The sequence below is a fragment of the Micromonospora peucetia genome (assembly GCF_900091625.1).
Lineage (GTDB): Bacteria > Actinomycetota > Actinomycetes > Mycobacteriales > Micromonosporaceae > Micromonospora > Micromonospora peucetia.
In genome coordinates this window covers 1,302,561-1,326,085 of sequence record NZ_FMIC01000002.1, presented here as the reverse complement: position 1 = coordinate 1,326,085, position 23,525 = coordinate 1,302,561, and the positions used below count along the sequence as shown (strand labels likewise).

The 23,525-nt window shown below is 71.7% G+C and carries 20 protein-coding genes and 1 pseudogene; 5 read left to right on the top strand and 16 right to left on the bottom strand.

Features of this window, described 5'->3' with window-relative positions:
- Positions 1 to 302 precede the first annotated feature (302 nt).
- Together GA0070608_RS33270 and GA0070608_RS06180 are read left to right on the top strand one after the other, a co-directional pair.
- Positions 303 to 779: pseudogene (locus GA0070608_RS33270) on the top strand (SigE family RNA polymerase sigma factor); the annotation flags it as partial.
- A gap of 325 nt (positions 780 to 1,104) precedes the next feature.
- Positions 1,105 to 1,800, top strand: coding sequence for a hypothetical protein (locus GA0070608_RS06180; RefSeq protein WP_245716173.1), 696 nt, complete (start codon positions 1,105 to 1,107; stop codon positions 1,798 to 1,800).
- An 87-nt stretch (positions 1,801 to 1,887) separates the two neighbouring features.
- Here GA0070608_RS06180 and GA0070608_RS06175 read toward each other — a convergent pair whose 3' ends face one another.
- The 5 genes from GA0070608_RS06175 to GA0070608_RS06155 form a co-directional block, all read right to left on the bottom strand.
- Positions 1,888 to 2,487, bottom strand: coding sequence for a TetR/AcrR family transcriptional regulator (locus GA0070608_RS06175; protein WP_091623143.1), 600 nt, complete (start codon positions 2,485 to 2,487; stop codon positions 1,888 to 1,890).
- 35 nt (positions 2,488 to 2,522) lie between these two features.
- Positions 2,523 to 4,052 carry an MFS transporter gene (locus tag GA0070608_RS06170; protein ID WP_091623140.1) on the bottom strand — a complete coding sequence of 510 codons (1,530 nt, stop codon included), beginning with the start codon at positions 4,050 to 4,052 and terminating at the stop codon, positions 2,523 to 2,525.
- A gap of 230 nt (positions 4,053 to 4,282) precedes the next feature.
- The gene (locus GA0070608_RS06165; RefSeq protein ID WP_091623137.1) at positions 4,283 to 4,786 is read right to left on the bottom strand and encodes an O-acetyl-ADP-ribose deacetylase; all 504 of its coding nucleotides are present in this window, start codon (positions 4,784 to 4,786) and stop codon (positions 4,283 to 4,285) included.
- A 139-nt stretch (positions 4,787 to 4,925) separates the two neighbouring features.
- A complete protein-coding gene (locus GA0070608_RS06160) occupies positions 4,926 to 5,270 on the bottom strand; it encodes a winged helix-turn-helix domain-containing protein (protein WP_091623135.1) in 345 nt (114 codons plus the stop codon).
- On the bottom strand, positions 5,267 to 6,010 hold the full coding sequence (locus GA0070608_RS06155; RefSeq protein ID WP_091623131.1) for a hypothetical protein: 744 nt from the start codon (positions 6,008 to 6,010) through the stop codon (positions 5,267 to 5,269). The genes GA0070608_RS06160 and GA0070608_RS06155 overlap by 4 nt, the downstream gene beginning before the upstream one ends.
- 260 nt (positions 6,011 to 6,270) lie before the next feature.
- Between GA0070608_RS06155 and GA0070608_RS06150 the strand changes: the two genes are divergently transcribed.
- The gene (locus GA0070608_RS06150) at positions 6,271 to 6,960 is read left to right on the top strand and encodes a hypothetical protein (protein ID WP_141719411.1); all 690 of its coding nucleotides are present in this window, start codon (positions 6,271 to 6,273) and stop codon (positions 6,958 to 6,960) included.
- 484 nt (positions 6,961 to 7,444) lie between these two features.
- Here the strand turns inward: GA0070608_RS06150 and GA0070608_RS06145 are convergent, their stop codons facing one another.
- From GA0070608_RS06145 to GA0070608_RS06135, 3 genes are all read right to left on the bottom strand, one after another.
- Positions 7,445 to 8,503 carry a DUF4352 domain-containing protein gene (locus tag GA0070608_RS06145; RefSeq protein WP_245715711.1) on the bottom strand — a complete coding sequence of 353 codons (1,059 nt, stop codon included), beginning with the start codon at positions 8,501 to 8,503 and terminating at the stop codon, positions 7,445 to 7,447.
- Between the two features lie 202 nt (positions 8,504 to 8,705).
- Entirely contained in the window at positions 8,706 to 9,362 is a 657-nt protein-coding gene (locus GA0070608_RS06140; protein ID WP_091623120.1) for a 4'-phosphopantetheinyl transferase family protein, read from the bottom strand.
- The gene (locus GA0070608_RS06135; protein WP_091623117.1) at positions 9,355 to 9,555 is read right to left on the bottom strand and encodes a hypothetical protein; all 201 of its coding nucleotides are present in this window, start codon (positions 9,553 to 9,555) and stop codon (positions 9,355 to 9,357) included. Before GA0070608_RS06135 ends, GA0070608_RS06140 begins: the two co-directional genes overlap by 8 nt.
- 170 nt (positions 9,556 to 9,725) lie before the next feature.
- On the opposite strand from GA0070608_RS06135, the gene GA0070608_RS06130 reads away from it, so the two are divergent.
- Entirely contained in the window at positions 9,726 to 9,962 is a 237-nt protein-coding gene (locus GA0070608_RS06130; protein WP_245715710.1) for a hypothetical protein, read from the top strand.
- Positions 9,963 to 10,050: 88 nt separating this feature from the next.
- Here the strand turns inward: GA0070608_RS06130 and GA0070608_RS06125 are convergent, their stop codons facing one another.
- The 7 genes from GA0070608_RS06125 to GA0070608_RS06095 form a co-directional block, all read right to left on the bottom strand.
- Positions 10,051 to 10,869 carry a BPL-N domain-containing protein gene (locus GA0070608_RS06125; protein ID WP_091623111.1) on the bottom strand — a complete coding sequence of 273 codons (819 nt, stop codon included), beginning with the start codon at positions 10,867 to 10,869 and terminating at the stop codon, positions 10,051 to 10,053.
- A 16-nt stretch (positions 10,870 to 10,885) separates the two neighbouring features.
- Positions 10,886 to 12,229 carry a heparan-alpha-glucosaminide N-acetyltransferase domain-containing protein gene (locus GA0070608_RS06120; RefSeq protein WP_091623109.1) on the bottom strand — a complete coding sequence of 448 codons (1,344 nt, stop codon included), beginning with the start codon at positions 12,227 to 12,229 and terminating at the stop codon, positions 10,886 to 10,888.
- Entirely contained in the window at positions 12,226 to 12,978 is a 753-nt protein-coding gene (locus GA0070608_RS06115) for a BPL-N domain-containing protein (RefSeq protein ID WP_091634432.1), read from the bottom strand. Before GA0070608_RS06115 ends, GA0070608_RS06120 begins: the two co-directional genes overlap by 4 nt.
- 5 nt (positions 12,979 to 12,983) lie before the next feature.
- Positions 12,984 to 13,793 (bottom strand): dimethylarginine dimethylaminohydrolase family protein, encoded by an 810-nt coding sequence (locus tag GA0070608_RS06110; protein ID WP_091623107.1) that lies wholly within the window; start codon positions 13,791 to 13,793, stop codon positions 12,984 to 12,986.
- A gap of 81 nt (positions 13,794 to 13,874) precedes the next feature.
- Entirely contained in the window at positions 13,875 to 17,801 is a 3,927-nt protein-coding gene (locus GA0070608_RS06105; protein WP_091634429.1) for a Pls/PosA family non-ribosomal peptide synthetase, read from the bottom strand.
- 924 nt (positions 17,802 to 18,725) lie between these two features.
- On the bottom strand, positions 18,726 to 19,379 hold the full coding sequence (locus GA0070608_RS06100) for an HNH endonuclease family protein (RefSeq protein WP_091623104.1): 654 nt from the start codon (positions 19,377 to 19,379) through the stop codon (positions 18,726 to 18,728).
- Between the two features lie 453 nt (positions 19,380 to 19,832).
- Positions 19,833 to 21,548: a dolichyl-phosphate-mannose--protein mannosyltransferase gene (locus GA0070608_RS06095; protein ID WP_091623100.1), complete on the bottom strand. Its 1,716-nt coding sequence runs from the start codon at positions 21,546 to 21,548 to the stop codon at positions 19,833 to 19,835.
- A gap of 66 nt (positions 21,549 to 21,614) precedes the next feature.
- On the opposite strand from GA0070608_RS06095, the gene rsmI reads away from it, so the two are divergent.
- Positions 21,615 to 22,481: a 16S rRNA (cytidine(1402)-2'-O)-methyltransferase gene (gene rsmI / locus GA0070608_RS06090; protein ID WP_411970776.1), complete on the top strand. Its 867-nt coding sequence runs from the start codon at positions 21,615 to 21,617 to the stop codon at positions 22,479 to 22,481.
- A gap of 32 nt (positions 22,482 to 22,513) precedes the next feature.
- On the opposite strand, the gene GA0070608_RS06085 is transcribed toward rsmI, so the two are convergent.
- A complete protein-coding gene (locus GA0070608_RS06085) occupies positions 22,514 to 23,443 on the bottom strand; it encodes a hypothetical protein (protein ID WP_245715709.1) in 930 nt (309 codons plus the stop codon).
- Positions 23,444 to 23,525: the final 82 nt, after the last annotated feature.

Sequence of the window (23,525 nt, the reverse complement as noted above, 5' to 3'; positions counted from 1 at the left end):
GCATTAGGGGTTCGAATCCCCTCAACTCCACCCAGCTCAAAGGCCGTTTCCGCTCGCCGGAGGCGGCCTTTTCTGATCTTGCGTAGCAGAGCCCGCCAGTGTCCCGCGCGGCGAGTAGCAGGTGCTCAGGGTGTGTGCACGTCCGGTCTGCCCAGGCGGAAGCAAGGCGGTCAGCACATCATCCAGCGCCATCCGAACAGGTGAGGTCGTCGTAGGCCGGGATATTTCCTCGATCCAGTGCAACCGTCGTGTCGCTCTGCTGCGTGGGTGGGAGGAGCAGTACCGAGGAGAGTGAGGTCGGCGTGACAGAGGACGACTACCGGGCGTTCTACGCATCGGCGTTCGCGCGGTTGGTCGGTCAGGTGTACCTGCTGACCGGCAACTTTGCCGACGCGCAGGACGCTGTTCAAGAGGCGTTTGTCCGGGCCTGGAGCAGACGTCGCCGGTTCGCTGACGGGGACGAGCCGGAGGCGTGGATCAGAACCGTCGCCCGCCGGATCGCGGTCAGCTGTTGGCGCTCGGCACGGTCCGGGTTGGCGGCGTGGCGGCGCCACGGGTTGGTTCCACACGTGCCTGCGCCCGGCGTGGAGACTCCGCTGATCGTGGCGGCCCTGCAACGTCTGCCTGAGGAGCAGCGACGCGCGATTGTGCTGCACCACCTGTGCGATCGGTCCGTCGATCAGGTCGCCGTAGAGACGGGGGTGCCATCCGGAACGGTCAAGGCCCGGTTGTCGCGCGGGCGCACCGCTCTGCGACAGGTCCTCGAAGAGGTGGACGTTTCGCATCCGTGGAGGCGGCCGGAATCCGGTCTCCACGCCCCTCGCGGGCGAGCCACAGGCCGGCACGCCCCGCCGGTCCGACCGACAGAACGAGATCACAACCCTGGAGCGTCGTCATGCCTGAACGCCAGTACCCCGATCGAGAGAGCCGCGAGCTCGAAAGCCCCATGGTCGGGAAACCTGCCCTGGAGAGCCCGCTGCCCGGTCTGGACACCATGCTTCGGGACGCGGCCGACGACGCGACGCGCCAGGCGTTGGTGCCGCGTACGGCGTGGTCCAGGGTCTGGCACGGCGCCGTCGAGCCGCGAGGGCCGCGACGGCCGGCGTGTTCGGGGTCGTGCTCTTTCTGGCGATCGGGATGGTGGCCGTCACCGGTGCCGGGCCCGACCGGGACCGCCCGCAGCCGGCCGCGTCGTCCATCGCCCTGGACCCGTCGTTGCGCGAGTACTGGACAGAAATTCCTATCCTGAGCTGGACTCCGGATGCGGGACGCGTGGCGTCGGACGTGTCTTCCACGAACGAGTTCCGTACGGCGGTGTTCTCCGCGCTTGGCCCGGGAGATCACGATTTCTCCCAGCCCAACGACTTGCGGGCGGCCTTTCCCGACGCTCCGGTCGGTGGCCCGGCCATCGTCATTGATCAGTCGGTCACGAGAGCTGAGCTGGAGCACGCCGCCGCGAACCTACGCAAGCTCGATGGCGTACGGGACGCGCGGGTCGTCGAGGTGCCCGGCCTCTGGTTCACCGTATCGGCCTCCGGCCCCGCCGCCTCCGGCACCAGTAGGCCACCGTCCATCGGCCTCAAGGGGACAGGGATCAGCGGCTTCGCCAGCGGGCAGAAACGTGACGCACAGAATCGTTGGGTCAATTGGGTACGCGCCACGTACGTCGGCCCGGCCACCGACCGCGCCACCCTCGACCTGCTGCGCGCACAGGCCGCCAAAGCCGTACGCATCGATGTCTCGCAGGTGGTGGTAACTGCGGAATCCTCCATCACGAAACCGGAGCCGACCACGAGCTGACGTCGGGCTCAGCCGATGCGCGCGGCCCCTTCCAAGCGCGGTCGACCTACCCGTCATGCAGATGTCGACCAACGACGCCTGAGCTAGTCAGCGCTCCTCGACCGGCCAGCGGGCTGCCTCGCGGGGTGCTCCGAGGGCTTGGGAGAGCACCCGCTGGACATAGTCGGTGTCGGCGGGGATGTTGTCGATGAGGATGGCGGTGCACAGGCCGTCGGAGGCGGCGACGAGGGCGGCGATGGCTTCCGGATCGTTGGTGAGGGTGGCGGCGAGCTCGGCGACGTTCTCGCGCCACTGTCGGGCGACCGGTGCCAGAGCTGGCCTGCGAGCGGCGAGGGTGGACAGTTCGCGTTCGGCCAGGGCGCGCTCGCGCCCGGGGCCGCCGGATTCGACGATGAGTTCGGCGAGGCCGTGCAGCTTGTCGCCGGGTTCGTCGATGATCTGGCGGATGCGCGCGGTGTAGGTGTCGGCGACGCTGGACAGTGCGGCGACGAGGAGGTCGTCGAGGGCGGCGAAATAGTAGGTGCTCAGGCTGGTGGTGATGCCGGCCTGCTTGGCGACGGTGCGGTGGGTGACACCCGCTGCGCCGTCACGGGTGACCACGGCGAGGGTCGCCTCGATGATCTCCGCACGGCGCTTGTCGCCCCTGGCGCGTCGTCCGTCGACGGGTCGTCCCTCGCCACCGCTCATGCTCCCTCCTCCTGGGGTCAGGATAATTGAGTCCGTCACCGGGGATCTGCTGCGGCCTCCTGGTCCTCGCCGAGCGGACGGACGTGCCGCAGCGCCACCAGGCACAGCAACGCCGCGACGACGATGGCGCCGCCGGCTACGGCCGAGGCGATGTTGAGCCCGGTGGTGAACGCCTCCTGCGCGGCCCGCACGACCTCGGCAGGCACTCGGTCTGCGATCGAGAGCGCGCCGGGGAGGCTGTCGGTGATCCGGTCGGCGTCCTCGGGCGCGACACCGGTGGGTGCGGTCATGTGAGCGGTGTAGAGGGCGGTGGTGAGGCTGCCGAGCAGGGCGACACCGACGGCGATGCCGAGTTCCTGGACGGTCTCGGACATCGCGGCGGCCGATCCGGACCTCGATGCCGGTGCGGCGCCGACGACCATGTCGGTGCCGAGTGCGGCGATCGCGCCGAGGCCGAGGTAGACGAATGCGAACCCGGCCACCACGGCCACGGCGTCGCCGGTGCCGGCGGTCCCCAGTAGTGCATACCCGATCACCGACAGGGCGAGCGTGATCCCCATGACCAAGCCTGGGCGGACCCTGCGGGCGATCAGGGGTGCGCCGATGGCGGCGGCGAACATCGCCAAGGCCGGTGGCCCCATCCAGAGTCCCGCGGTGAACGGAGTGAGGCCCTCGACGAGTTGGAGGTACTGGGTGACCAGGTACATGGTGCCGCCGACACCGACGAGCCCGATCAGCAGCACGGCCAGCGCTGCGGAGAAGGCCCGGTTGGTGAACAGCGAGACGTCCAGCAACGGGGAGGTCAGCCGCTGTTGTCGCCGTACGAACACCACGCCTGCGGTCGCGCCGACAGCGAGGAGGATCGCCGTGCTCGCATCCACGCCATGTGAGGAGGCGTGCTTGACGGCATAGATGCCCGGCAGGATCGCCCCCAGGGACAGGGCGACACTGGCCAGATCCAGCCGTCCGGCCTGCGGGGCGGCGTACTCCGGCAGCAGAGCCTTCGCGCCAGCCAGGACGATGATCGCGATGGGGGCCGCGAGCAGGAACGCCGCACCCCACCAGAACGCGTCGACCAGCGCCCCTCCGACCACGGGCCCGGCGGCCATGCCGAGGGCGAACATGGTGGCCCACACCCCGATCGCCACCGCACGTTGACGCACGTCGGAGAACATGTTCGAGATCAACGACAACGTGGACGGCATCAGCGTCGCCCCTGCGATCCCCAACAGGGCCCGGGCTGCGATCAGCAACTCGGCGCTGGGAGCGAAGGCGGCGAGCACTGACACGACGGCGAACGCCGTCATGCCGATCAACAGCAGGCGACGTCTGCCGATGTGGTCGCCCAGGGTGCCCATCGTGATGAGGAATCCGGCGATGAAGAACCCGTACGCGTCCATGATCCACAACGTCTGGGTGGCAGAGGGGTCGAGGGCGGCGGCCATGCTCGGCAACACCAGGTACAAGACGGTGACGTCCAGTCCCAGCAGCACAGTCGGCAACGCCAACAGTCCCAGGCCGACCCACTCCCGCGCTCCGGCTCGTCGGGTCGCGGTCTCTGGCATGTCAGTCTCCTCCGAAGGAATTATTTGAACGATAGTACAAATAGAACTATCGTTCAAATATCTGGGAGATGTAGGCCAGCCAGTGCTCGCTCTGCACGCAGTTGCCTCGTCATATCGACGGAAGGCGGCCGGTTGATACGTCGGGATGGTGAGTTCTCCCGAAGCGGACAGGTCAGGGCTGCCGGACGTTCTTGCTTCGGAAGGCACACCCGTGCCCGTACTGCTCTGGCTCAGACCTCCGAGGCCGCCAGCAACAGTCGATATGTGGCCTCGTCGAAGGCCACCAGGCGGACGTGCTCGACGGCGGTGAGGGTCGCCCTGATAGTCGTGACCGCGATCGTCGCCGCCCGGTCCGGCGGGTATCCGTAGACGCCGGTACCGATGGCGGGGAAGGCGACGCTACGGGCGCCGATCTCGTCGGCGACCTGGAGGCTGCGCCGGTAGCACGACGCCAGGACCTCGGCCTCGCCGTGGCCGCCGCCCTCCCATACCGGCCCGACCGTGTGGATGACGTGGCGTACCGGTGGGTCCAGGTCGAACGCGGGGGTGGCGACCGCCTCGCCCGGGTCGCACGGCGCGAGGGCGGCACCCGCCTGTGCCAGCCGCGGTCCTGCCGCCCGGTGGATCGCCCCGTCGACGCCACCACCACCCAGCAACGACTCGTTCGCCGCGTTGACGATGGCGTCGACGTCCTCGCGGGTGATGTCACCGCGTACCACTTCGATTCGGGGCATGGCCCGATGATGTCAGCGCGGCCGACCGTGCGTGGTTCCATACCTGGCCGTCGGCCCACCCGGGGGGGCGGCCAAGCCTTGCCCGGGTGCGGCAGCCACACCGATGGCCGTGACCTGCGGGCATGCCAGCTGGGAGCGCTCAGGCCTGCGGGTCGGGCCGGTCGGTGGCGGTGCGGATCCGGCTGACCAGTTGCTCCAGTGCGGCGACCTCCGCGCGCAGCGCGACGCGGCCCTGGCGGGTCAACCGCAGCCAGGTGCACGGGCGGCGGCCCTCGTAGCCCTTGGTCACCTGGAGCAGGCCGGCCTGCTCCAGGATCCGCAGGTGCCGGTTGAGGTTGCCGTCGGTGAGCCCGAGCTCGTCACGCAGGGTGGCGAACCGGCACTCGTGTGTCTCGCTGAGCACGGTGAGGATGCCGAGCCGGACCCGCTGGTGGACGACGTCGTCCAGGGCTGTGGCGGGGTGCGGCGGTTGTTCCTGCGTCACGCGCGGTCCGCACGGCTCGACACCAGCCGGACAGCGGCGACGGTGAGCAGGGGCAGGGCCATCAGGACAAGATAGTGGCCGGGGCGCAGTGCGAGATTGCCACCGAGGGATTCCCCACCGCCATTGAGCAGTGTGGTCGCCCAACCCGGCAGGTAGCCCAGCGGGAACGAGGTGCAGAGCCAGACCGTGAGCAGGGTGATCCATCCGCCGGCGGCGATGAGGCCGCGACTGCGCTCAGCCCAGCCGAGCACCATGACCGCGGCGGCGAGCGGCAGCAACGGAGTCAGCAGCCCCTGCCAGTACGGTCCGTCGGTTGCGGCGAGCCCGTCCGGTACGGGCCCGGTGGGCACCGCCGCGAGCACGGCCAGCAGGGCCAGCACCCCGAGCCCGGTGCCGGCGAACAACGGCCAGGCCACCCGTACGCCTTGCCGGCGGGCGCGCCAGTGGTACCAGAGTGCGGTGACGGCGAACAGCAGGGGCGTGCCGACGAACCAGAACAGGTAGGACGTGACCGGGTCGCGTTGCTCGTCGGGCAGGCCGGCCCACCAGGGGTGGTCTGCCGTGATGGACGATGTCTGCCCGAGCGGGTGACGGTAGAGCGCCATGCTGGCCAACAGCAACCCGGCGATCGCGGCGGCCGGCAGCCACGCGCCGCCGTGTGCCCGCCGGTGCGTGCGCCTGCGCAGCCGTTCCAGGTCGGCGAGGGTGCGTCCGGCCTCTTCCGTGGCGCCCTGGTCCATGGCGTGCCCCAATCCGCTCTGCGATCGCGATAACTTTGCATCGCAAAGCGTAAGGGCGGCCTGTGCCGATGGCAAGCGTGTGGGCGCACCGGGGAGGGGTACCGGCACCATCCCGGGAACTTCGGCCAGCAGGACCCCTGCTCGCAGGAGGTGGGTACGGGCTGGGGCATCAGCAGGTTCGCGGAGCGGGTGGCACGGGATGCTCAAGCACCCCGACGGGGTGAACGCGTCGCGTGCGGTCGGCCACTACGCTGCCGCCCGTGGACCGTGTGACAACCGTGTTCTGGATGGGCGGCTGTGTCGGCCTCGTGCTCCTCCTCGGGGCGGGACTGGCCGCGATCGTGGTGGTGGCCCACCGCCAGGAGCGGGAGCGGCGGGACTCGTGGCGGCGGTGGGCGGCCCACCAGGGGTGGACGTTCACCGAGAACCCGCAGGTGGCCTGGACCGGCCGGGTGCCGGGTCGTAACCGTCGGGGCGTGCGGTTCGCGCTGACCGGAACGATGCACGGACGGCCGGTCGGGGTGGCCGAGTACGCGTACACCGAGACGCATACCTCGACCGGCGCGGACGGCAACCAGACGACGAGCTCGCAGACCCACGCGTACGTCGTCGCGTTCGTGTGGCTGCGGCGGCCGTTCCCGGACCTCGCGGTCGCGCCGCGCCACGTGTTCTCGAAGCTCGGCCGCGCCCTGTTCGGCAGCGACGGGTACGCCACCGGCAACGCCGAGTTCGACCGGCAGTGGCGGGTGGGTGCGGCGGCTCCCGGGCAGCAGGCCCTGGTCGGGCCGACCCTGCTCGCCGCGCACCTGGCCGGGGCGGTGCCGGCGTGGAGCGTGCGCGGCCCGGAACTGATCACCTACCGGAGCGGCCGGCTGCATGATCACACCTCGGTGGGATCCCTGGTGACACCGCTGATCACGGTCGCCGACCTGCTCGAACAGGGCCGGTGACGAAGAGCCGACCCTGCGCCGGGACGGGAGACGACCGCCGGAAACAGCGCGACGACCATCCCGGTTCGTTCCGTCCGGCTCCCTACGCCGCTTTCACGAGCGCTGCGTTTGCACGAGCGCTGCGTTTGCACGAGCGCTGCGCTTGCACGAGCGCTGTGGTGATCAGGACGCCATGGACGTCAAAACGGGCGGGTAGCGTCCATGGCGTCCTGATCACCTTTGGCCGCTTCAGCTGCGTCCGACGATTGCGTCAGTTGCTAGCGGACGCAATTCGGGCGGGATGTCGCCGTGCGTCGTCCGCTGTGAAGCACGGCGCCAACCAGCCTGCCGCGCCCCAAACCGGCCTTCAAGTGGCGAATCGTCCCATCTCTGGGTCACTTTATCGCCATCGAAGAGAGATAGTCGGGAAGGCCCACCTCGCCACGGCCGTGGAAAGACGGGAGGCCGGCCCCGAGGGGACCGGCCTTCCATCGGCAGGTGCGGATCACGGCTTCCAGGAGCCGGCGGTCTCGAACTTGTGCCGGTATTCCAGGGCGCCGTTCTTGTCGGCCACGTTGAACACCACCGTGCCCGCCCGCTTGCTGCCCTCGCGCAGGTTGTTGCCGGAGCTCAGCGTGTCGCCGCAGCCGGAGAGGGCGCTTGCCAGGCCGTTGGCCGTGGTGCCGTTGGCGGCCACCCACTCGAAGTAGAACGGGTTGATGGAACTCTTGCCCTTGGTCACCGTCGCGGTGACATGGGCGATCAGGTACATGCCCTTGTCCGGGTCCGGGGCGTACGTCCGGCAGCCCTTGGTCTCCGTGGTGAACCGGCTGACCGTGATCTCGATGGTCCCCTCGTCGTCGGAGAGCACCAGGGTGGCGCCGGGCTTCATGTTGTAGGTCTCGCCGTTCTTCGCCGGCGCGGAGGCGCCACCCGGTGCCACATGGGTGGTTCCCGGGGTTGGCAGGGCCTTCTCCAGGTCGTCCGCCGCCTTGTTGGCACCGGCGATGAGGGCGGCGACGCCGCCGACGCAGCAGAGCAGGGCCAGCACGGCCACCACCGCCACGACGATCAGGACGGTCCTGTTCTTCTTCGGCGGAGCGACCGGCGGCGGCGCGCCGAACGAGTAGCCGGGCCCTGCGGGCGGGTAACCGGACCCTGCGGGCGGATAGCCGGGCCCCGCGGGCGGGTAACCGGGCGTGCCGGACACGGGCGGGTACGGCGTCCCCGACACGGGCGGGTACGGCGTCCCCGACACCGGCGGGTACGGCGTGCCGGACACCGGCGGCTGCGGCACGCCCGAGGTCGGCTGGTGCGGGGCGGCCCATGGCTCGCCCGGTGCCCCGGAAACCGGCGGCTGTGCCCACGGCTCGCCGGGCGTGCCCGACACCGGGGGGTGCGGGACCCCGGAGACCGGGGGCTGCGGCGCTGCCCACGGGTCGCCGGCCGGCTGCTGCGGCGGCACGGGCGGGAGCGGGGCCCACGGGTCGCCCGCGGGCTGCGGGACGCCGGAGGTCGGTGGCTGCGGTGGGTAGCCGCCCTGCTCGGCGGGGAACTGCGGCATCGGGGCCGGCGGGTACGGCTGCTGCTCCGGGTTCGGCTGATTCGGATCCTGCGGCCCATAAGGGGGCTGGGGGTGACTCACCGTACTCCTAAGCACCTGACGACGACGGCAAACGCGGCTGACGCTACCGTGCGCGGACAACGGACCATCTTCGCGTCTCCTGCAGCGCCGCGCTGTCCCCTGTTCGGAGTCCGTTCCCGGGTCAAAGGGGCAGTAGCACGGCGGCGGTGCGGACCAGCGCGTCGTCGACGGCGAACCGGCCGGTGACCAGAGCGGGCGGATCGGCCACCGGGGCGGCGTCGAGCCGGGCCGGCGCGATGCGGGCGGTGAACGTGCCGGCATCCGGATCGAGCTCCACCAGCGCGTCGTGGAAGCCCAGCCACGTGCCGACGACCGGGTGCCACACCTTGTAGATGCTCTCCTTGGCGCTGAACACCACTGCCGGCCAGGAGGTCCCCGCCGGCAGCCGGGCGCACCGTTCATCCTCCTCGGGCAGGCAGACCAGCCGGCGTACGCCCGCGTTGAGTTCCTGGTGCCCCTCGGCGTCGATGCCGACCGACCGGATCTCGCCGACGCGGGCCGCGACGGCGGCGCAGTAGCCGGAGGTGTGGGTGATGGCGCCGACCACGCCGGCCGGCCAGACCGGCGAGCGGTCCGCCGCCGCCGGCACCGCGACCGGGGGCAGTCCCAGCGCGGCCATCGCCCGGCGGGCGCAGACCCGCCCAGCGGTGAAGTCGCGGCGGCGGCTCTGCACCGCGCGTTCGGTCAGGCAGGCCCGCTCGGCCGGCAGCAGCTCGCCCGTCCAGTCCGCCGGCCCGGCCACGGCCACCGCCACCGCAGGCGGCAGCAGGTCACGCATCGCCGCCCCCCGACCGGTACGACCGCACGTGCGCCCGCACCGGGAACGCGGGAAGCAGGCGTACGGCGTCGTCGGGGCGGACGGCGCCGAGCTCGTCCACGTCGACGGGCCGCCCGCCCGCCGGCCGGTGCGGCAGTTGTCGACCGTCCCGCCAGGCGAGCACCTGGGCCACGGTCAGCGTCGTGAGGGACATGGTTGGTGAACGTACCGCAAGGTGTAACGCCGCAGCGTTCCGTGGCGCTGACAGGGCGTCGCCGAAGGGTGACGGACATCTATCGTCGGTGCGGTACGCCGGCGGTGGCCGCCACGTGGAACCGGAGAGGGAGTGCGATGTTCGGTGGTGCGGAATCCACGGCATCCCCCATGGACGAACACACGCCGGTGACGCCGGCCTGGACCTGCGGCACCTGCGGCGCGGACTGGCCGTGCGCGACCAAACGCGCGCGGTTGCTGGAGGAGTACCAGGTCGACCGGGCGATGCTCAGCGTGTACCTCGGGTCCTGCCTGGCCGCCGCCACGCAGGACCTGTCGGCCGCGCGCGGGACGGCCCTCCAGGACCGGTTCATCGGCTGGCTGCCACGGGAACACCGGCGGATGTGACGGATGCGGGGACGCCACCGTCCCCGCCCGCATCCCCGCTCTTGCCGCCACCGCTGTCCCGGATCGGCCGCGACGCCGAACCAGCAGGTCACCGGACGGGCAGACCCGTTCCGTCCATCGTGTTCCTGATCAGGTCATGGCCCAGGTCGAAGCGGATGCCGTCCGGGTTGGTCAGCTCTGCCTCGGCGTACCACGACCGGTCGGCCTCCGGGTGCGGTCCCACGAGCCCCACCCGCCCGGCGCCGAAGGTGGTGACGACGGCGGCGGGCGCCCCGGTGTCGTAGGTGGCGAGCACGACGCCCGGCACCCCCGGGCGCAGCTCGATCGTCGGCCCGTCCTGGAAGAACATGTGCCGGGAACTGCCGCGCCACCGGACCGGGATCACCGTGTCGTCGACGCTGTCGACGCTCGCTCCGTCAGTGCTGATGTACTGGTTGACCTCACCGTCGATCAGTCCGAAGCCGGGCTGGCCGGCGGCGAGGTATGCCCCCAGGCAGAAGCCGAGGTAGTGACCGCCGTCGTGGACGAAGTCACGGATCTCGTCGGCGTGGTCACGCAGCCTCCGCCAAGCCGGCCTGACGTTGCCGCCGCCAGGCTGGGCGTAGACAGCCGCCTGCGTCAACGTGCTCCGCGAGATCTGCCGCTGCTCGTCCGGACCGCAGTATCCGGTGCGGAACCTGCCCGGGGCGGCGCGCAGGAGGGCGGCTACGGCCTCGGCGCAGCCCGAACAGGCGGCCGGACCCCGGTAGATGAGCGCCAGCGGCCGGTCGTGGTCCCCGGTGACCGCCGAGGCACCGGCCCACCCCAGCGCGGCCAGGGTGCCGGCGGCACCGGCACCGACAAGGAGGCGCCGCCGGTCGATCCGGCGTGTCTCTCCGGGCAGCAGGCCCGCACTGGTCCATCTCATGTCGTACGCCCGCCGTTCAGCGGCGGTGTCGAGTGGTCGCCTGCCGAGGTGATCGCCGCCGCGTTTCCTCCTGTGAGTACATCGACATGCCGGCCCGGTGGCGGTTGGCTCGGTTGCGCCGGGTGACCACTCGGCGGGCGCCGTCGGAGAGCAGCGTCACCAGCCCCTCCAGCGGGCCGCGGCCGGCCGTGGCCCACCACGCCGTCCCGAACAGCACCATGGCCAGGACCTGCGCGAGGTAACCCGTCACGGGCTCGAAGGAGTCGAGTTCGGAGTTGATGAACATGATGTGCGCGGTGTAGAGCGTCAGCGTCATGCTGCCGGCCGCGGCCAGGGGCACCAGCAGCACGGAGATCGCCCGCCGTGGGACGGGCCGTGCGACGTGGAAGGCGAGCAGCATGACGGCGAGCAGGGCGATCGCGCTGCCGACCGTGCCGAGCAGGTCGAGCGGGGTGCCGGTGTGCGGCGCGTCGACCGCCAACCACCACCACGTCGAGGTGGGCGTGCTGCCGTCCCCGCCGAACACGAGGAGCTCCGTCGTCTCGGCTGCGGTCAGCCCGCTCCGGGGCTGCGTGAACCAGATCTGCCGGAAGCCCTCGTACCGGTTCAGCAGAATCCACGACGCCACCGGCGCCGCGGCGGCGAGCAGGGCTCCGGTGTAGAGCAGCCCGAGAAGCACCATCAACCGGTTCAGGGCCAACCGCCCGACCACCAGCCCGACGCAGAGGTACGCCAGCCACGTCACCGCCGGGAACTCCCCCGTCATCGACAGTTCGGTGAGCAGCGCGCCGGGGTCGCCGATGAGATGTGTGAATGCCTGGTTGTCATAGGTCGGTTCCGGTAGCCGTGGCAGCAGGAGCTGGCGGAGCACGGGAGCGCCGGCGGCCACGGTCACGGCGGTGAACGCCACCAACCAGGTGGGCAGGAACACCAGCGGGATCGCCAGCACGAACATCACCGCGTAGTAGGGCAGGATCACCGACGCCAGGGACGCGTCGGTGTAGCCCAGCGCCAACCCGATCGCGCCGATGACCAGAGCCCGGACGCCGAGCGCCGCCACGGGACCCGCGCCGGCGGTCAGGGGGACCCGTCGCCGACCGGTCATGAACGCGATACCGACTCCGGCCAGCACCGCGAACAGAGCAGCCGCCCGACCGCCGAAGACCGTGAACGACCAGGTCGGTAGACCTGCGGCGTCAGCCTGATACAACGAGTGCACGGCGATCATTCCGAACAGCGCGACGCCACGCGCGGCGTCCACGCCGAGCAGTCGGGTCCGCCCGGCCGACAGGTCGGTCGTCGCGGGCGGACTGGCGGCCCTGTCCAGGGCGGTGCGGCTGAGGTGTGCGGTCTGAGTCATGGCCGCATCACGGTGTCCACCAGGTCGCAGCCGAGATCCGTGCCGAGCCGGTCGACGATCGGTAGCCCGGCGTCGACGTACCAGTCGTCGGTGGCTTCGGGGTGAGGGCCGACGACTCCGACCCGGCCCGCGCCGAAGGCGGTGGCCATCGCGGCGATGGTGCCGTTCGGGTAGGTGGCGAGGATATCGGCGCCGGCCTCCGGGCGCAGCCAGAAGTACGGGCCGTCCTGGAAGAAGAGCGTCCGCCGCCGGCCGCGCCAGGAGACCTGGACGACGGTGTTCTTCTCCGAGCCGACCGTGGCGGCGGACGAGACGATGTACTGGTCGGTGTCCCCTGGCAGGAGGCCGAAGCCGGGGGTGGCCCCCGCGAGGTAGCCGCCGAGACAGAAGCCCAGGTAGTTTCCGCCGGAGTGGACGAACTGCCTGATCTCGTCGCGGTGGCGCTTCAGGTGGCGGTAGCCGCGTTTGAGGGTGCCGCCACCGGGCTGGGCGTAGAGCGCCGCCCCGGCCAGGGCCCGACGGGTCAGCGGCAGGTCCTCGTCCGGGCCGACGTACCGGACGTCGAAGCCCCAACGGCTGGACTTGAGCAGCGCCGCCACCGCCTCGGGGCACCCGGGCAGCGTCGCCGGCCCCCGGTAGACCAGCGCCACCGGCGGCTCCGGCAACCCGGGCAGCGGCGAACGGACGGTCAGGCCACGGCCGGCGAGGGCCCGTCCGCCGGCGGCGAGCAACCGACCCACGTTCCCCATCGCGATCACGATCCCGCCGGCAGCGGGTTGTCGAGCGTCAGCGCGGTGCAGCGGACCCCACCCCCGCCCTTGGCGAGTTCGGTCGTGTCGAGTTCGACGACCCGCAGGCCGCGCGCACGCAACGAGGTCGCCAGCCGCGGTGCCCCCCTGGTCATGGTCACGGTGACGCCGTCACTGATCAGGTTGAGCGCGAAGCGCGCCGCCTCCTCGACGGAGACCTCGATCAGGTCCATGCCGAGGCCACGCAGCCGCCGACGGCTCGGCTCGTCGAGGGCGTCCGGGCAGTAGGCGAGCGTGCGTCCCGGCTCGACGACCCCGACCGCAAGGTCGAGGTCGTACCACCGGTGGCTCACCGTCCGCAGCGGCACGACCTCGTAGCCGAGTTCCCGCGCGAGCACGGCATGCATCCGCCGGTCGGTCCGCTGGCCGTGGCCGGCGAGCAGCAGGTCGCCGCAGGCCAGGGCGTCGCCCTGCCCGCTGAACGGGTACGGCGCCTCCAGGACCTCGAAGTCGTGGTTGATCAGCCACTCCTGGAAGTACGGCAGCTCTGCCTTGCGCTCAGGTGGCGGTGCTCCCAGCACGGCCCGGCCACCCCGTACCAGCGCGGCGTTCGCGGCGAAGACCATGTCCGGGCACTCCGGCGCCGACGTCACGTACTCGATGCGGCGCCCCGCCGCCCGGTGCGCGGCGATGATGCGCTCGTGCTCGAGAATCGCCACCGCGCGGTCGGGCTGAACCTCGGTGTGCATGTACGGGTTGATCTCGTAGTCGACCCGGAAGTGGGCCGCGTCGGATACCAGCAGGGCCTTGTTCATCGAGCGTTCTTCCTCTCGGGGAGTGGATGGCGGACGGATCGGGCCACGGCGTGGTGCGAGCCGCCGCCGTACGGCGCGGCATCAGGCCGCCCGTGGTCTCGTGGTGCTCTGGGCGAGCACTCCCTGGGCGGGGATCCCGCGCCATCGGGTGCCGGGAATCAGGTGTTCGCCCTTCATCAGCAGCGAGAGCGAGCCCAGCATGACGTCGTCGCCGACGACGGCGTCGTAGAGCACGATGGCGCGGGTGCCGATCGTGGCGCCGGCGCCGACCGTGACGACGGACATCTTCATCACCCGGTCCTCGAAGAGGTGGGTCTGCAGCGACACCTCGGTGCCCACGGTCGCGTCGTCGCCGATCTCGACCAGGTCGAACTCGGTGAGGTACGTCGTGCCGATCCAGGTGCGTCTGCCGACGCGGACCCCGAACCAGCGCAGCATCGGCGGCAGGAACGGGGTGCCGACCAGGAGCCCGATGCCGGCGGGGACCGCCGCGGCCTCGTAGAGACCGGTGACGAACTCGGTCCGCCGGACGAAGCCGCTCCACAACGGTTCCACCCGGGGCTGGTAGGTGCCGACGACATTGCGTTTGGTCGCCGCGCAGAAGGCGATCACCGCGACGCTCGACGCCATCGCGACGAAGGGCGACACCAGTGCCGGCACGAGCAGGTCCCGGCCGTTGGCGAGTGAGGACAGCGCCAGGAGGTAGAGGTAGAAGCTGGCGCCGAGCACCGATGCGGGCAGGGTCGCGCGGAAGAACTCGACGAACAGCCGGCGGGCCACCACGATGCGCGGCGGGCGGAACGTCACCGCCTCCGAGAAGGAACCGCTGCTCTGGCGGGCCGGCAGGTGCATCGCCGGTGAGCCCAACCAGGACGTGCCCTCCGGGACACCGTCGTCGGGCGGCAACGTGCCGACGCCGATCAGGGATCCGTCGCCCAGCACCGTGCCGGCCGGTACGAACGCGGCGTTTCCGACGAAGGCCCGGCTGCCGACCGTGGTGGGCAGGAACGCCATCCGGCCGTTGGCGAACGTCGCGGCGCCCAGGCTGGCCATGTCGGCGACGAAGCTCTCCGACCCCAGGGTGAGCAGGTCCGGGTCCAGGTGCGCGGCGGTGGAGACCTCGGCGCCGCGGCCGACCCGGGCACCGAGCAGTCGCAGCCAGGGCCCGGTGTAGAGGGTCGCGTAGAGCGAGTTGGTGAACATGAGGCTGGACTCGAGCAGCTTGTCGGCAATCCACTTTCGTACGCCGAGCATCGAGTGGAGGCGGTGGTGAACGCCGATTGGTACCCGCGGCAGCACAAGGCGCTTGCCGAGGGCGACCAGCGCGCAGACGGTGAGCACGTAGACGATCCCGGCCGGGATGGTCGCGACCAGGCCGGTGAGCAGGCCTCGGGTCAGCAGCACCCACCACACCAGCGCCACGCTGGGCAGGACCATCGCGATCGCCCCGAGTTCCAGCCCGATCAGGCCGACCAGTGCGGCGGCGACGTGGTGCGGGCGCCAGCCACGCCGCAGGCGGCGGTAGCTGAGCAGCGATTCCACGGTGGGAGCGAGCCGGGGGGTCGGAGCCGGCGGTGAGCCCGCCCAACGCGCTCCGGGTGGCACCGCCTCGCCGTGGACGAGGACGGACTGCTCGCCGAGGCCGGCTCGCGCCCCGACCGAAGCGCCGGGCTCGAGGACCGCGTTCGCGCCGACGAAGGCGTCCGCCCCGATCATGATCGGCCCGACGACGACCCAGCCGTCCTCCGCCCGCCACGGCCGCAGCGAAACGCCGTACCCGACTGAGGCGTCCCGGCCGATGGAGATCAGGGTCGGCAGACTGATCGCGCTGGTCGCGATCGTGGTCCGGCAGCCGATCCGGGCACCGAGCAGCCGCAGGTAGGTCGCCATCAGCGGAGAACCGCTGAGCACAGGCAGCGGCCCGACCGCCAGCAGTGTGTCCAACGCCCAGAGCCGGACGTAGGTGAGCCCCCACAGGCGGTACCGGCCGGGCCGGATGCCCGCGGCCAAGGGCCGGGCCAGCAGGACCGGCAGCACCCACCGCACGCCAAGGTAGCTGAGCAGGATCGCGATCATCAGTTCCGCGAGGACGCGGGCCGACACGAGACCGTCGTTGCGGGTGTAGACGTAGGAGACGGGGAGCGTGACTGCCAACAGCAGCAGGTAGATCACCGCCACCTGGCCGGACCCGGCCAGCGCGATCCGCCGGCTGCGGTGCCGCAGCGGGGCGGGGCGGGGCGGCGCGCCGGACCCACCGGTCCGATCGGCGGCGCCGAGGTGAGCGGCCATGCCTCGTACGGTCGGGTGGGCGTACAGGTCCCGGACCGCCGGGCTCACGCCGACCTTGCGGGCGCGCAGCAGCGACACCACCCGCGCCGCGAGCAGCGAATGCCCTCCGAGGTCGGTGAAGAAGCCCGCCTCGACCGAGAGCGCCCCGGCCTCGATGCCGAACGCCTCCGCCCACGCCGCACGTACCTGCTCCTCCAACTCGCCCTCGGCGGCCACCAGCGGGCCGGCGGGGAGGGTGAGCCGGCGGTTCGGCGGGGGCAGTCGTTTCCGGTCGACCTTTCCGCTGGGCATGGTCGGCAGCGCGGTGACGACATCCAGGAAGGAGGGCACCATGTAACCGGGCAGCCGGGTCTGCAGGGTCTGGCACAGCCGGACGGTCAGCTCCTCCCACCCGCCCTCGTCGCTGTCGTGCGCAACGAGGTAGGCGGCCAGTTCGTGGGGGGCGGCCGGGTCGTCGGCGACCGGGACCAGCGCAGCCACGGCCTCGGCAATCCCCGGATCCTCCAGCAGCACGCTCTCGATCTCACCGAGGTCCACCCGATGGCCACGGATCTTGACCTCGGAGTCCGCCCGGCCCAGGTATTCGATTTCGCCTTCGGCGGTGATCCGACCGAGGTCCCCGGTGCGGTACAGCCGACTGCCGGGCGGCGCCAGAGCGTGTTCGATGAACCGGTCGGCGGTCAGGTCCGGGCGCCCCACGTACCCGCGCGCCACCCCCGGGCCGCCGATACAGATCTCACCCACCTCGCCGTCGACGACCGGCTGCCGCCGCTCGTCCAGCAGCACCACGGAGTAGGTCGGCAGGGGCCGCCCGATGGTGACCGGCCGTCCGGGGAGCAGTTCTCCCCAGGTCGCGGTGACCGTGGCCTCGGTCGGCCCGTAGGTGTTGAGGATCCGTCGGCCGGGCCGGCTCCACCGCTCGACCAACTGCCCCGGGCAGGCCTCCCCGCCGACGAGCAGGTTGCGGATCCGGGGTAGGTCGCGCGGGATGGTGGCCAGCAGGGTCGGCACGCAGTAGAAGACGGTGACACGTGCCTCGTCCAGGAAGTCCGCCAACTCCGCGCCGAGGCGGCGGGAGTCGTTCGGGCCGGCCACCAGGGTGGCGCCGACCGACCAGGTCGGCCAGATCTCCTCGATTGCGAAGTCGAAGGCGATCGTCATGCCCTGGTAGACCCGGTCCGTCGGGCGTACGTCGTACACGCCGGGCACCACCTCGAGGAAGTTGCAGATGCTCGACTGCGCGACCTCGACGCCCTTGGGTCGACCGCTCGACCCGGAGGTGTAGATCACGTAGGCGCTGGGGTCCTGGATTCCGTCGCCGCCGAGTTCCGGCCGGTCGCTCGGTGCCGCGGCGAGTTCGGCAGCGCACTCGTCGACGACGAGAGTGGGCCGCTCGCCGGCCCGGTCGGCGAGCGCCGAGGACGTCACCGTCAGGTCGACGTCGGAATCCTCGGTGATGTAGGCGACCCGGTCGGCCGGGGACTCGGGGTCGATCGGCACGAACGCGGCGCCGGCTTTTCCCACGCCCAGCAACGCCACGTACGTCTCGACGGAGCGCCGTAGCAGGATGGACACCCGTGAGCCGGCACCGACACCGAGCGCGCGCAGGTGGTGGGCCAACCGGTTGGCGCGCTCGTCCAGCTCGCGGTAGGTCAACCGCTCACTGCCGTGCTCGAGTGCGATGGCCGACGGATTCCGGTCGCAAGCGGATTCGAACACGTGGTGCAGACGTCGCGTGCGCTTGACGTCGCTTTCGTCCCGTAGTCCGGTCACGGGACCGACGTCCAGCGAGCCAACCACGACCCGCGCCTCCGCGTCCGGATGATGCTCCGGCCGCAGGGGTGACACGGGTGTGCCGGTGAGACCTACGTGCTTCACGGAACCGCAAACCTCCTGCTTGATCACGAGCCAGCACCGGTCCCATGCGGTGAACACCTCTGCGAACTCCTGCGATCACCAGGCTGGTGGCAGGGGTGTCCGGCGGAAGCCGGACGCAGGGCATGAGCAAATGGGCGGCGAGATGTGCCGTGAAGCCCGTAGGGCGTCACGGAAGTAGCAAAGTGTCGTGATTGGCGTCGCCTGTACCGCTGACTGTCGCCGTGGTCAGTCGGCGCTCCCGCCTGTGGACGAGCGGGGCTGGTCGGCCGCGTGCGGGTGGGGCGAGCCGTCGACATCCCGAGGGCGGGGGGTCGGGAGCGCCGGTCCTGACGGGACAGTGGTCGCGATGACCGGGAGGTGCGTCAGGGAGCCTGCTGCGGCGAGGACTCCGCCGGGGCGTGCCGGGCGATGTCGGCGTCCGGTGACCTCGACGAGGACCGGGGCGGAGTTGGCGGCGGGAAGTCCCTTGAGGACGACAGGCGTCCCACCGTCGTGAATGTAAACGACCACTCGGACGAGACTAGGGAGGCAATAAGAGTTCTATGTCTGGTTATGCCGCGTTGCGTAAGGCGGAGTTTCCAGAAGGTGAACGTCCGGATGAACGGACCGTCCGACGACATGGATGACGAACGGCCCAACCAGTCGAATACCGGTATACCCGGGCATGAAGCCCCGCCAGGGCAGGCGGTTTGCGCGGCCGGAGGAGCCGCGCCGGAGATCGGCTCCTCCCGTGACGGGAGGGCGTGGCCCTCCCCGGGTATGCGGTCAGTACGCGTGCGTCACCGTGATCGTGATGTTCGTGCAGGAGCCCGCCCGGCTGGTCAACGCGCTCTTCTCGGTGCTGTCGACGCTCAACCGCCACCGGGTCTTCACTGCCGCCCACTCGCCGACGTACCGGCACTTCTCGTGGGTCGGCAGCCAGGTTGCCGGGTCCTGGTCGCCCTTGGACTGGTTGACGTTGTCGGTCACCGCGACCAGCGAGCGGACGTCACCGAGGTCGTTGGCGAACGCCTGTCGCCGGGTGGTGGTCCAGTTCCTTGCGCCCGAGTCCCATGCCTCGGCCAGCGGGACCATGTGGTCGATGTCCAGATCGGACGGGTTGGTCCAGTAGGCCGCATCGTAGTAGGAGCGCCAGCGTCCGCCGGTCAGCTGGCAGCCGGAGCCCACCGTGGGGCGGGTGGTGGCCTCGGCGATCAGTACCTCGTACCGGGTGTTGCAGCCGTCGGAGTCGGTGTCGGCCCAATGCGGAAACAGGCTCCGGGAGTAGCCGGTGCGGACCTCGGTGGCCACCGGCAGGTCGGCGACGAGGGTGCGCAACGGCACCGAGACGGTGGCCGCGTGGGCGGGGGCGGCCAGACCGAGGGTGGCGGCGGTGACGGTGGCCAGCAGGCCGCCGGTCCAGCGCAGGGTACGGGTCATCGCGTACTCCGTCCGATCGATCGGGGGTGGCCGACAGTGCAGCCGGCACGGGTGTCGACGGGGCGGACCCCGGATGACTGCAAAACCACATCGATCGATACGTTACGGGAACTCAGCTGCTGGTGGGAATCCTGCCGGCCGCAAATGTGGCAGATGCCGGTCCCGGATGGTGCCGTCGATCCGTACCGTTTGCGCAAGATGACGGACCGTCAGATGTCGGATGTAAACCATCCGTTCGGTGTCGCATAGGTCGGAAATCTGACCGAAGTCGACCCGTTGTGTCAGTGGTACGGGGTGGTTAAGCTCTTGGTGCGCGCCCCAATCGCCCGCTTCCCCCGTGGCAGGCGATCGGGGCGCGCATCTACGTCGACGGGCCCGCACGCCACCGCGTGCGGGCCCGTTCTCCGTGCACCCGCCGCCGTTCAGCACGCGCGGCGGGTGCCGTGCCGTCCGTCAGATCCAGCGGCCGTCCAGCCACATCCGCGCCGACCACTCCGCGTACGGCAGCACGTTCCCGACGAAGATCGGATAGAAGTACGCGAAGCAGAGCGCGACCAGCAGGACGTAGGCCCCGGCGATCACCCCCCCGACCAGCCTGCGGTCCCGGGCCTCGTCGAGCCCCCCGCCCCCGGCGGCAGCACCGGCGTCACCCGACCGTTCGGCGACGGCTCCCGGTGGACCGGCCGGCGTCACGATCGCACCGAGCACGTAGACCACCGCCAGCACCAGGAACGGCAGGACCGGGGCGGTGTAGAAGGAGAACATCGTCCGGCCGTCGAGCGCGAACCAGAACCAGGGCAGCAGGCCGGCCGCCACGACGAGCAGGATCGCCCCGGCCCGCCAGTCCCGCCGGGCCAGGCCCAGCCAGGCCAGCGCCACCAGGGCGGGCAGGAACGACCACCAGAGCAGGGGAGTGCCGAGCAATAGGACCTCCGAGGCGCAGCTCGCCGCCCCGCAGGCCCCGTCGCCCGACCAGTAGAAGGCGACCGGCCGGCCGAGCAGCAGCCACTGCCACGGCCAGGACTGGTACTTGTGCCCCTCGTCCAGCGTCCGGTGGAAGCCGTACGCGGCCTTGTGGTACTCGATCAGGTTGTTCAGCGCGCCGAACACCGGGGCGTCGCTCAGCGGGGCGTTCGGGTACCGCTCGGCGAGCCGGTAGTAGCCGTCGTCACTGAGCAGCCAGCCGGACCAGGTGCCGAGGTAGGTGAGCACCATCAGCACCCCGGCCAGCACCAGCCAGGGCAACTCGTCGAGGAGGGCGTCCCGCCACGGCCGGCGTACGCCGGCGGAGCGGCGGACCCCGACCTCCCAGAGGATCACCAGCAGCGCGAAGACGGGCAGGAAGTAGAGCGCGTTCCACTTGACGGCGCAGGCGCAGCCGAACAGGACCCCGGCGGCGAGCCGCCACCACGGCCAGTTCCGCCAGCCGCCCGCCGGCCGCCCGGCCCGCCCGGGTCGGCCCGGGTCCAGACCGGCCTCCAACGCCCGGGCCCACCGGCGGCGCCGGGCGTCCCGGTCGAGCACCAGGGCGCCGAACGTGGCCAGCACGAAGAAGAGCAGGAAGATGTCGAGCAGCGCGGTGCGGGACAGCACCAGGTGGAAGCCGTCCAGCGCGAGCAGCAGGCCGGCGGCGCAGCCGAGGGCCGTCGAGCGGAACATCCGCCGGCCGATGCGGACCAGCAGCAGCACCGACAGGGTGCCGATCAGCGCTGCCGAGAACCGCCAGCCGAACTCCGGCGCGGTCGTCATCAGGTGCCCCGGCACGGAGATGCCGTGCTCGGCGTCGGAGTAGCCGAAGGCCCACTCGCCGAGCCCGATCAGCCACTTGCCGAGCGGCGGGTGGACCACGTACGACGGGCCGTTGTCCTTGAAGTTCCACTCGACGCCCTTGTCGACGAGCGCCCACGCGTCCCGGGCGTAGTAGGTCTCGTCGAAGATCTTGCCCGGCGGGTGGCTCAGGCCGACGAAGCGCAGGATCGCCGCGATCGCGACGATCACGCCCGTGGCCAACCAGGAACGCCCGTCCAGTCGGGCCTCGACGGTGGCCAGCCGCCGGCGGACCACGCCGGGGACGCCACCGGAATCGGAGGCCGCTCCCTCCGGCGTGCTCCCGTCCGTGGGATCCGGCTCCGCCTGGCTCGCGCTCTGTGCTGTCGACGCACTCGTCACCCGGCGATCGTAGGCTGCGAAGGTGCCCGGTGGCGCCCGTCGTCCCCGATACCGGTACCGCCATCGATGAAGGAGCTGCATCTCGTGGGTGAAATGTCCGACACCGGGCGCCTGGTCCTGCTCGGCGCGCCGCTCGGCAACCCCGCCGACGCCTCCGCCCGGTTCCGCGAGGTGCTCGCCGCCGCGGACGTGGTGGCCGCCGAGGACACCCGCCGGCTCACCCGGCTGGCCCGGGACCTCGACGTCACCGTCGGCGGCCGGATCGTCTCCTACTTCGAGGGCAACGAGGAGCGACGCACACCCGAGCTGGTCGACGTGCTGGCCGCCGGCTACCTGGTCGCCCTGGTCACCGACGGCGGCATGCCGAGCGTCTCCGACCCGGGCTACCGGCTGGTCCGGGCCGCCGTGGACGCCGGCGTGCCGGTCACCGCCGCGCCCGGTCCGAGCGCGGTCACCACCGCCCTGGCGCTCTCCGGCCTGCCCTGCGACCGGTTCTGCTTCGAGGGCTTCCTGCCGCGCACCCCCGGCGCCCGCCGGTCCCGCCTGCGGGCGCTCGCCGCCGAGGACCGGACGCTGGTCTTCTTCGAGGCGCCACACCGGATCGCCGCCGCGCTCGCCGACCTGGCCGCCGCGTTCGGCGCCGACCGACCCGCCGCGCTCTGCCGCGAGCTGACCAAGACGTACGAGGAGATCGTCCGCCGTCCGCTCGGCGAACTGGCCGCCTGGGCGGCCGAGGGGGATCCGCGCGGCGAGATCACCCTCGTGGTGGCCGGTGCGCCCGAAACGGCCCCCGAGCGACCCGACGACGACACGCTGCGGGCCGCCGTCGCCGCCCGGGAGGCCGCCGGCCTGTCCCGCCGGGACGCCATCACCGAGGTCGCCACCGGGTACGGCCTGCGCCGCCGCGACGTCTACACCGTCGTGCACGCCTGAGCGACCCGCCGGTGTGCCGCGCGGGCCGGGGGTCACCAGGCGGCGACGAGGAAGCCGAGGGTGATCACCAGTGGGCCGGCCAGCGCGCCGGTCACCGCCCAGCGGCGCAGCCGGGGATCGGCGAGCCGGGTGGCCCCGGTCCACCGGGCGATCCCGGCGCCGCAGCCGAGCACCACCAGCAGGCCGAGCAGCCAACGCAGGTGCCCGGCGGGGCCGGTGTCCGCGTACGCGGTGCCGCTGTCCGGGCCGGTCATCCGGGCCGGCAGCGTCGTACCGGTCGCGGTCTCCTCGGCGGCCACCCCGCTGACCCGTACGGCGGGCGCGACCCACGGGTGGCCGGCCGGCGTGAAGGTGCCCCGGCAGCGCTGGGCGAGCCCGTCCCCGGTGCAGTCGACGATCACCACCTCGCCCCGGGTGGCGTGCCCCGTCGCCAGCCAGAACGGCCCCGCGCTCACCCAGGCGAAGAAGGCCGCCACCAGGCTCAACGACAGCAGCACGGCCAACCCGGGCAGCGGGTCGGGCGGGCGTGGGGTGCCCCGGTCGGCGCCGGGTGACCGCCGCCGCTGCGGCTTCGGCTCCTCCCGGATCGGCGTGCCGTCCCAGTGCACCTGCTCGATCGGCGGCCAGTACGCGCCGTCGCCGCCGTCCGGCGTACCTGCGGCGTCGCCTGCGCCTGGCGTACTCCCGACGGGGGAGTGCCCCCGGCGGACCGGGACCCGGCGCGGCACCGCGTCGACCGGCGCTCCCGTGGTGGGCTCCACCTCGACGGCGGGCGCGAGGGGCTCGGCGGTGTCGGCGGGCGCCTCCGGTCCGGCGGCGGCCGGTACGACGCGGGGGTGCGGGGCGACGCCGCCGCGTGGCGACCCGACGCCGCCGCGTGGCGACTCCGCGCCGCCGCGCGGCGCCCCGAAGGGACGGTCGTCACGATCCCGGGCCGCTCGTCTGCCAGTCACGACGTTCATTGCACCCCGCCGCCGGGTCGGCGGCCGGCAGTTCAGGCCGCGTGTCGGCGACAAATCGGACAAACAGCGGGCCTTCCCGGCC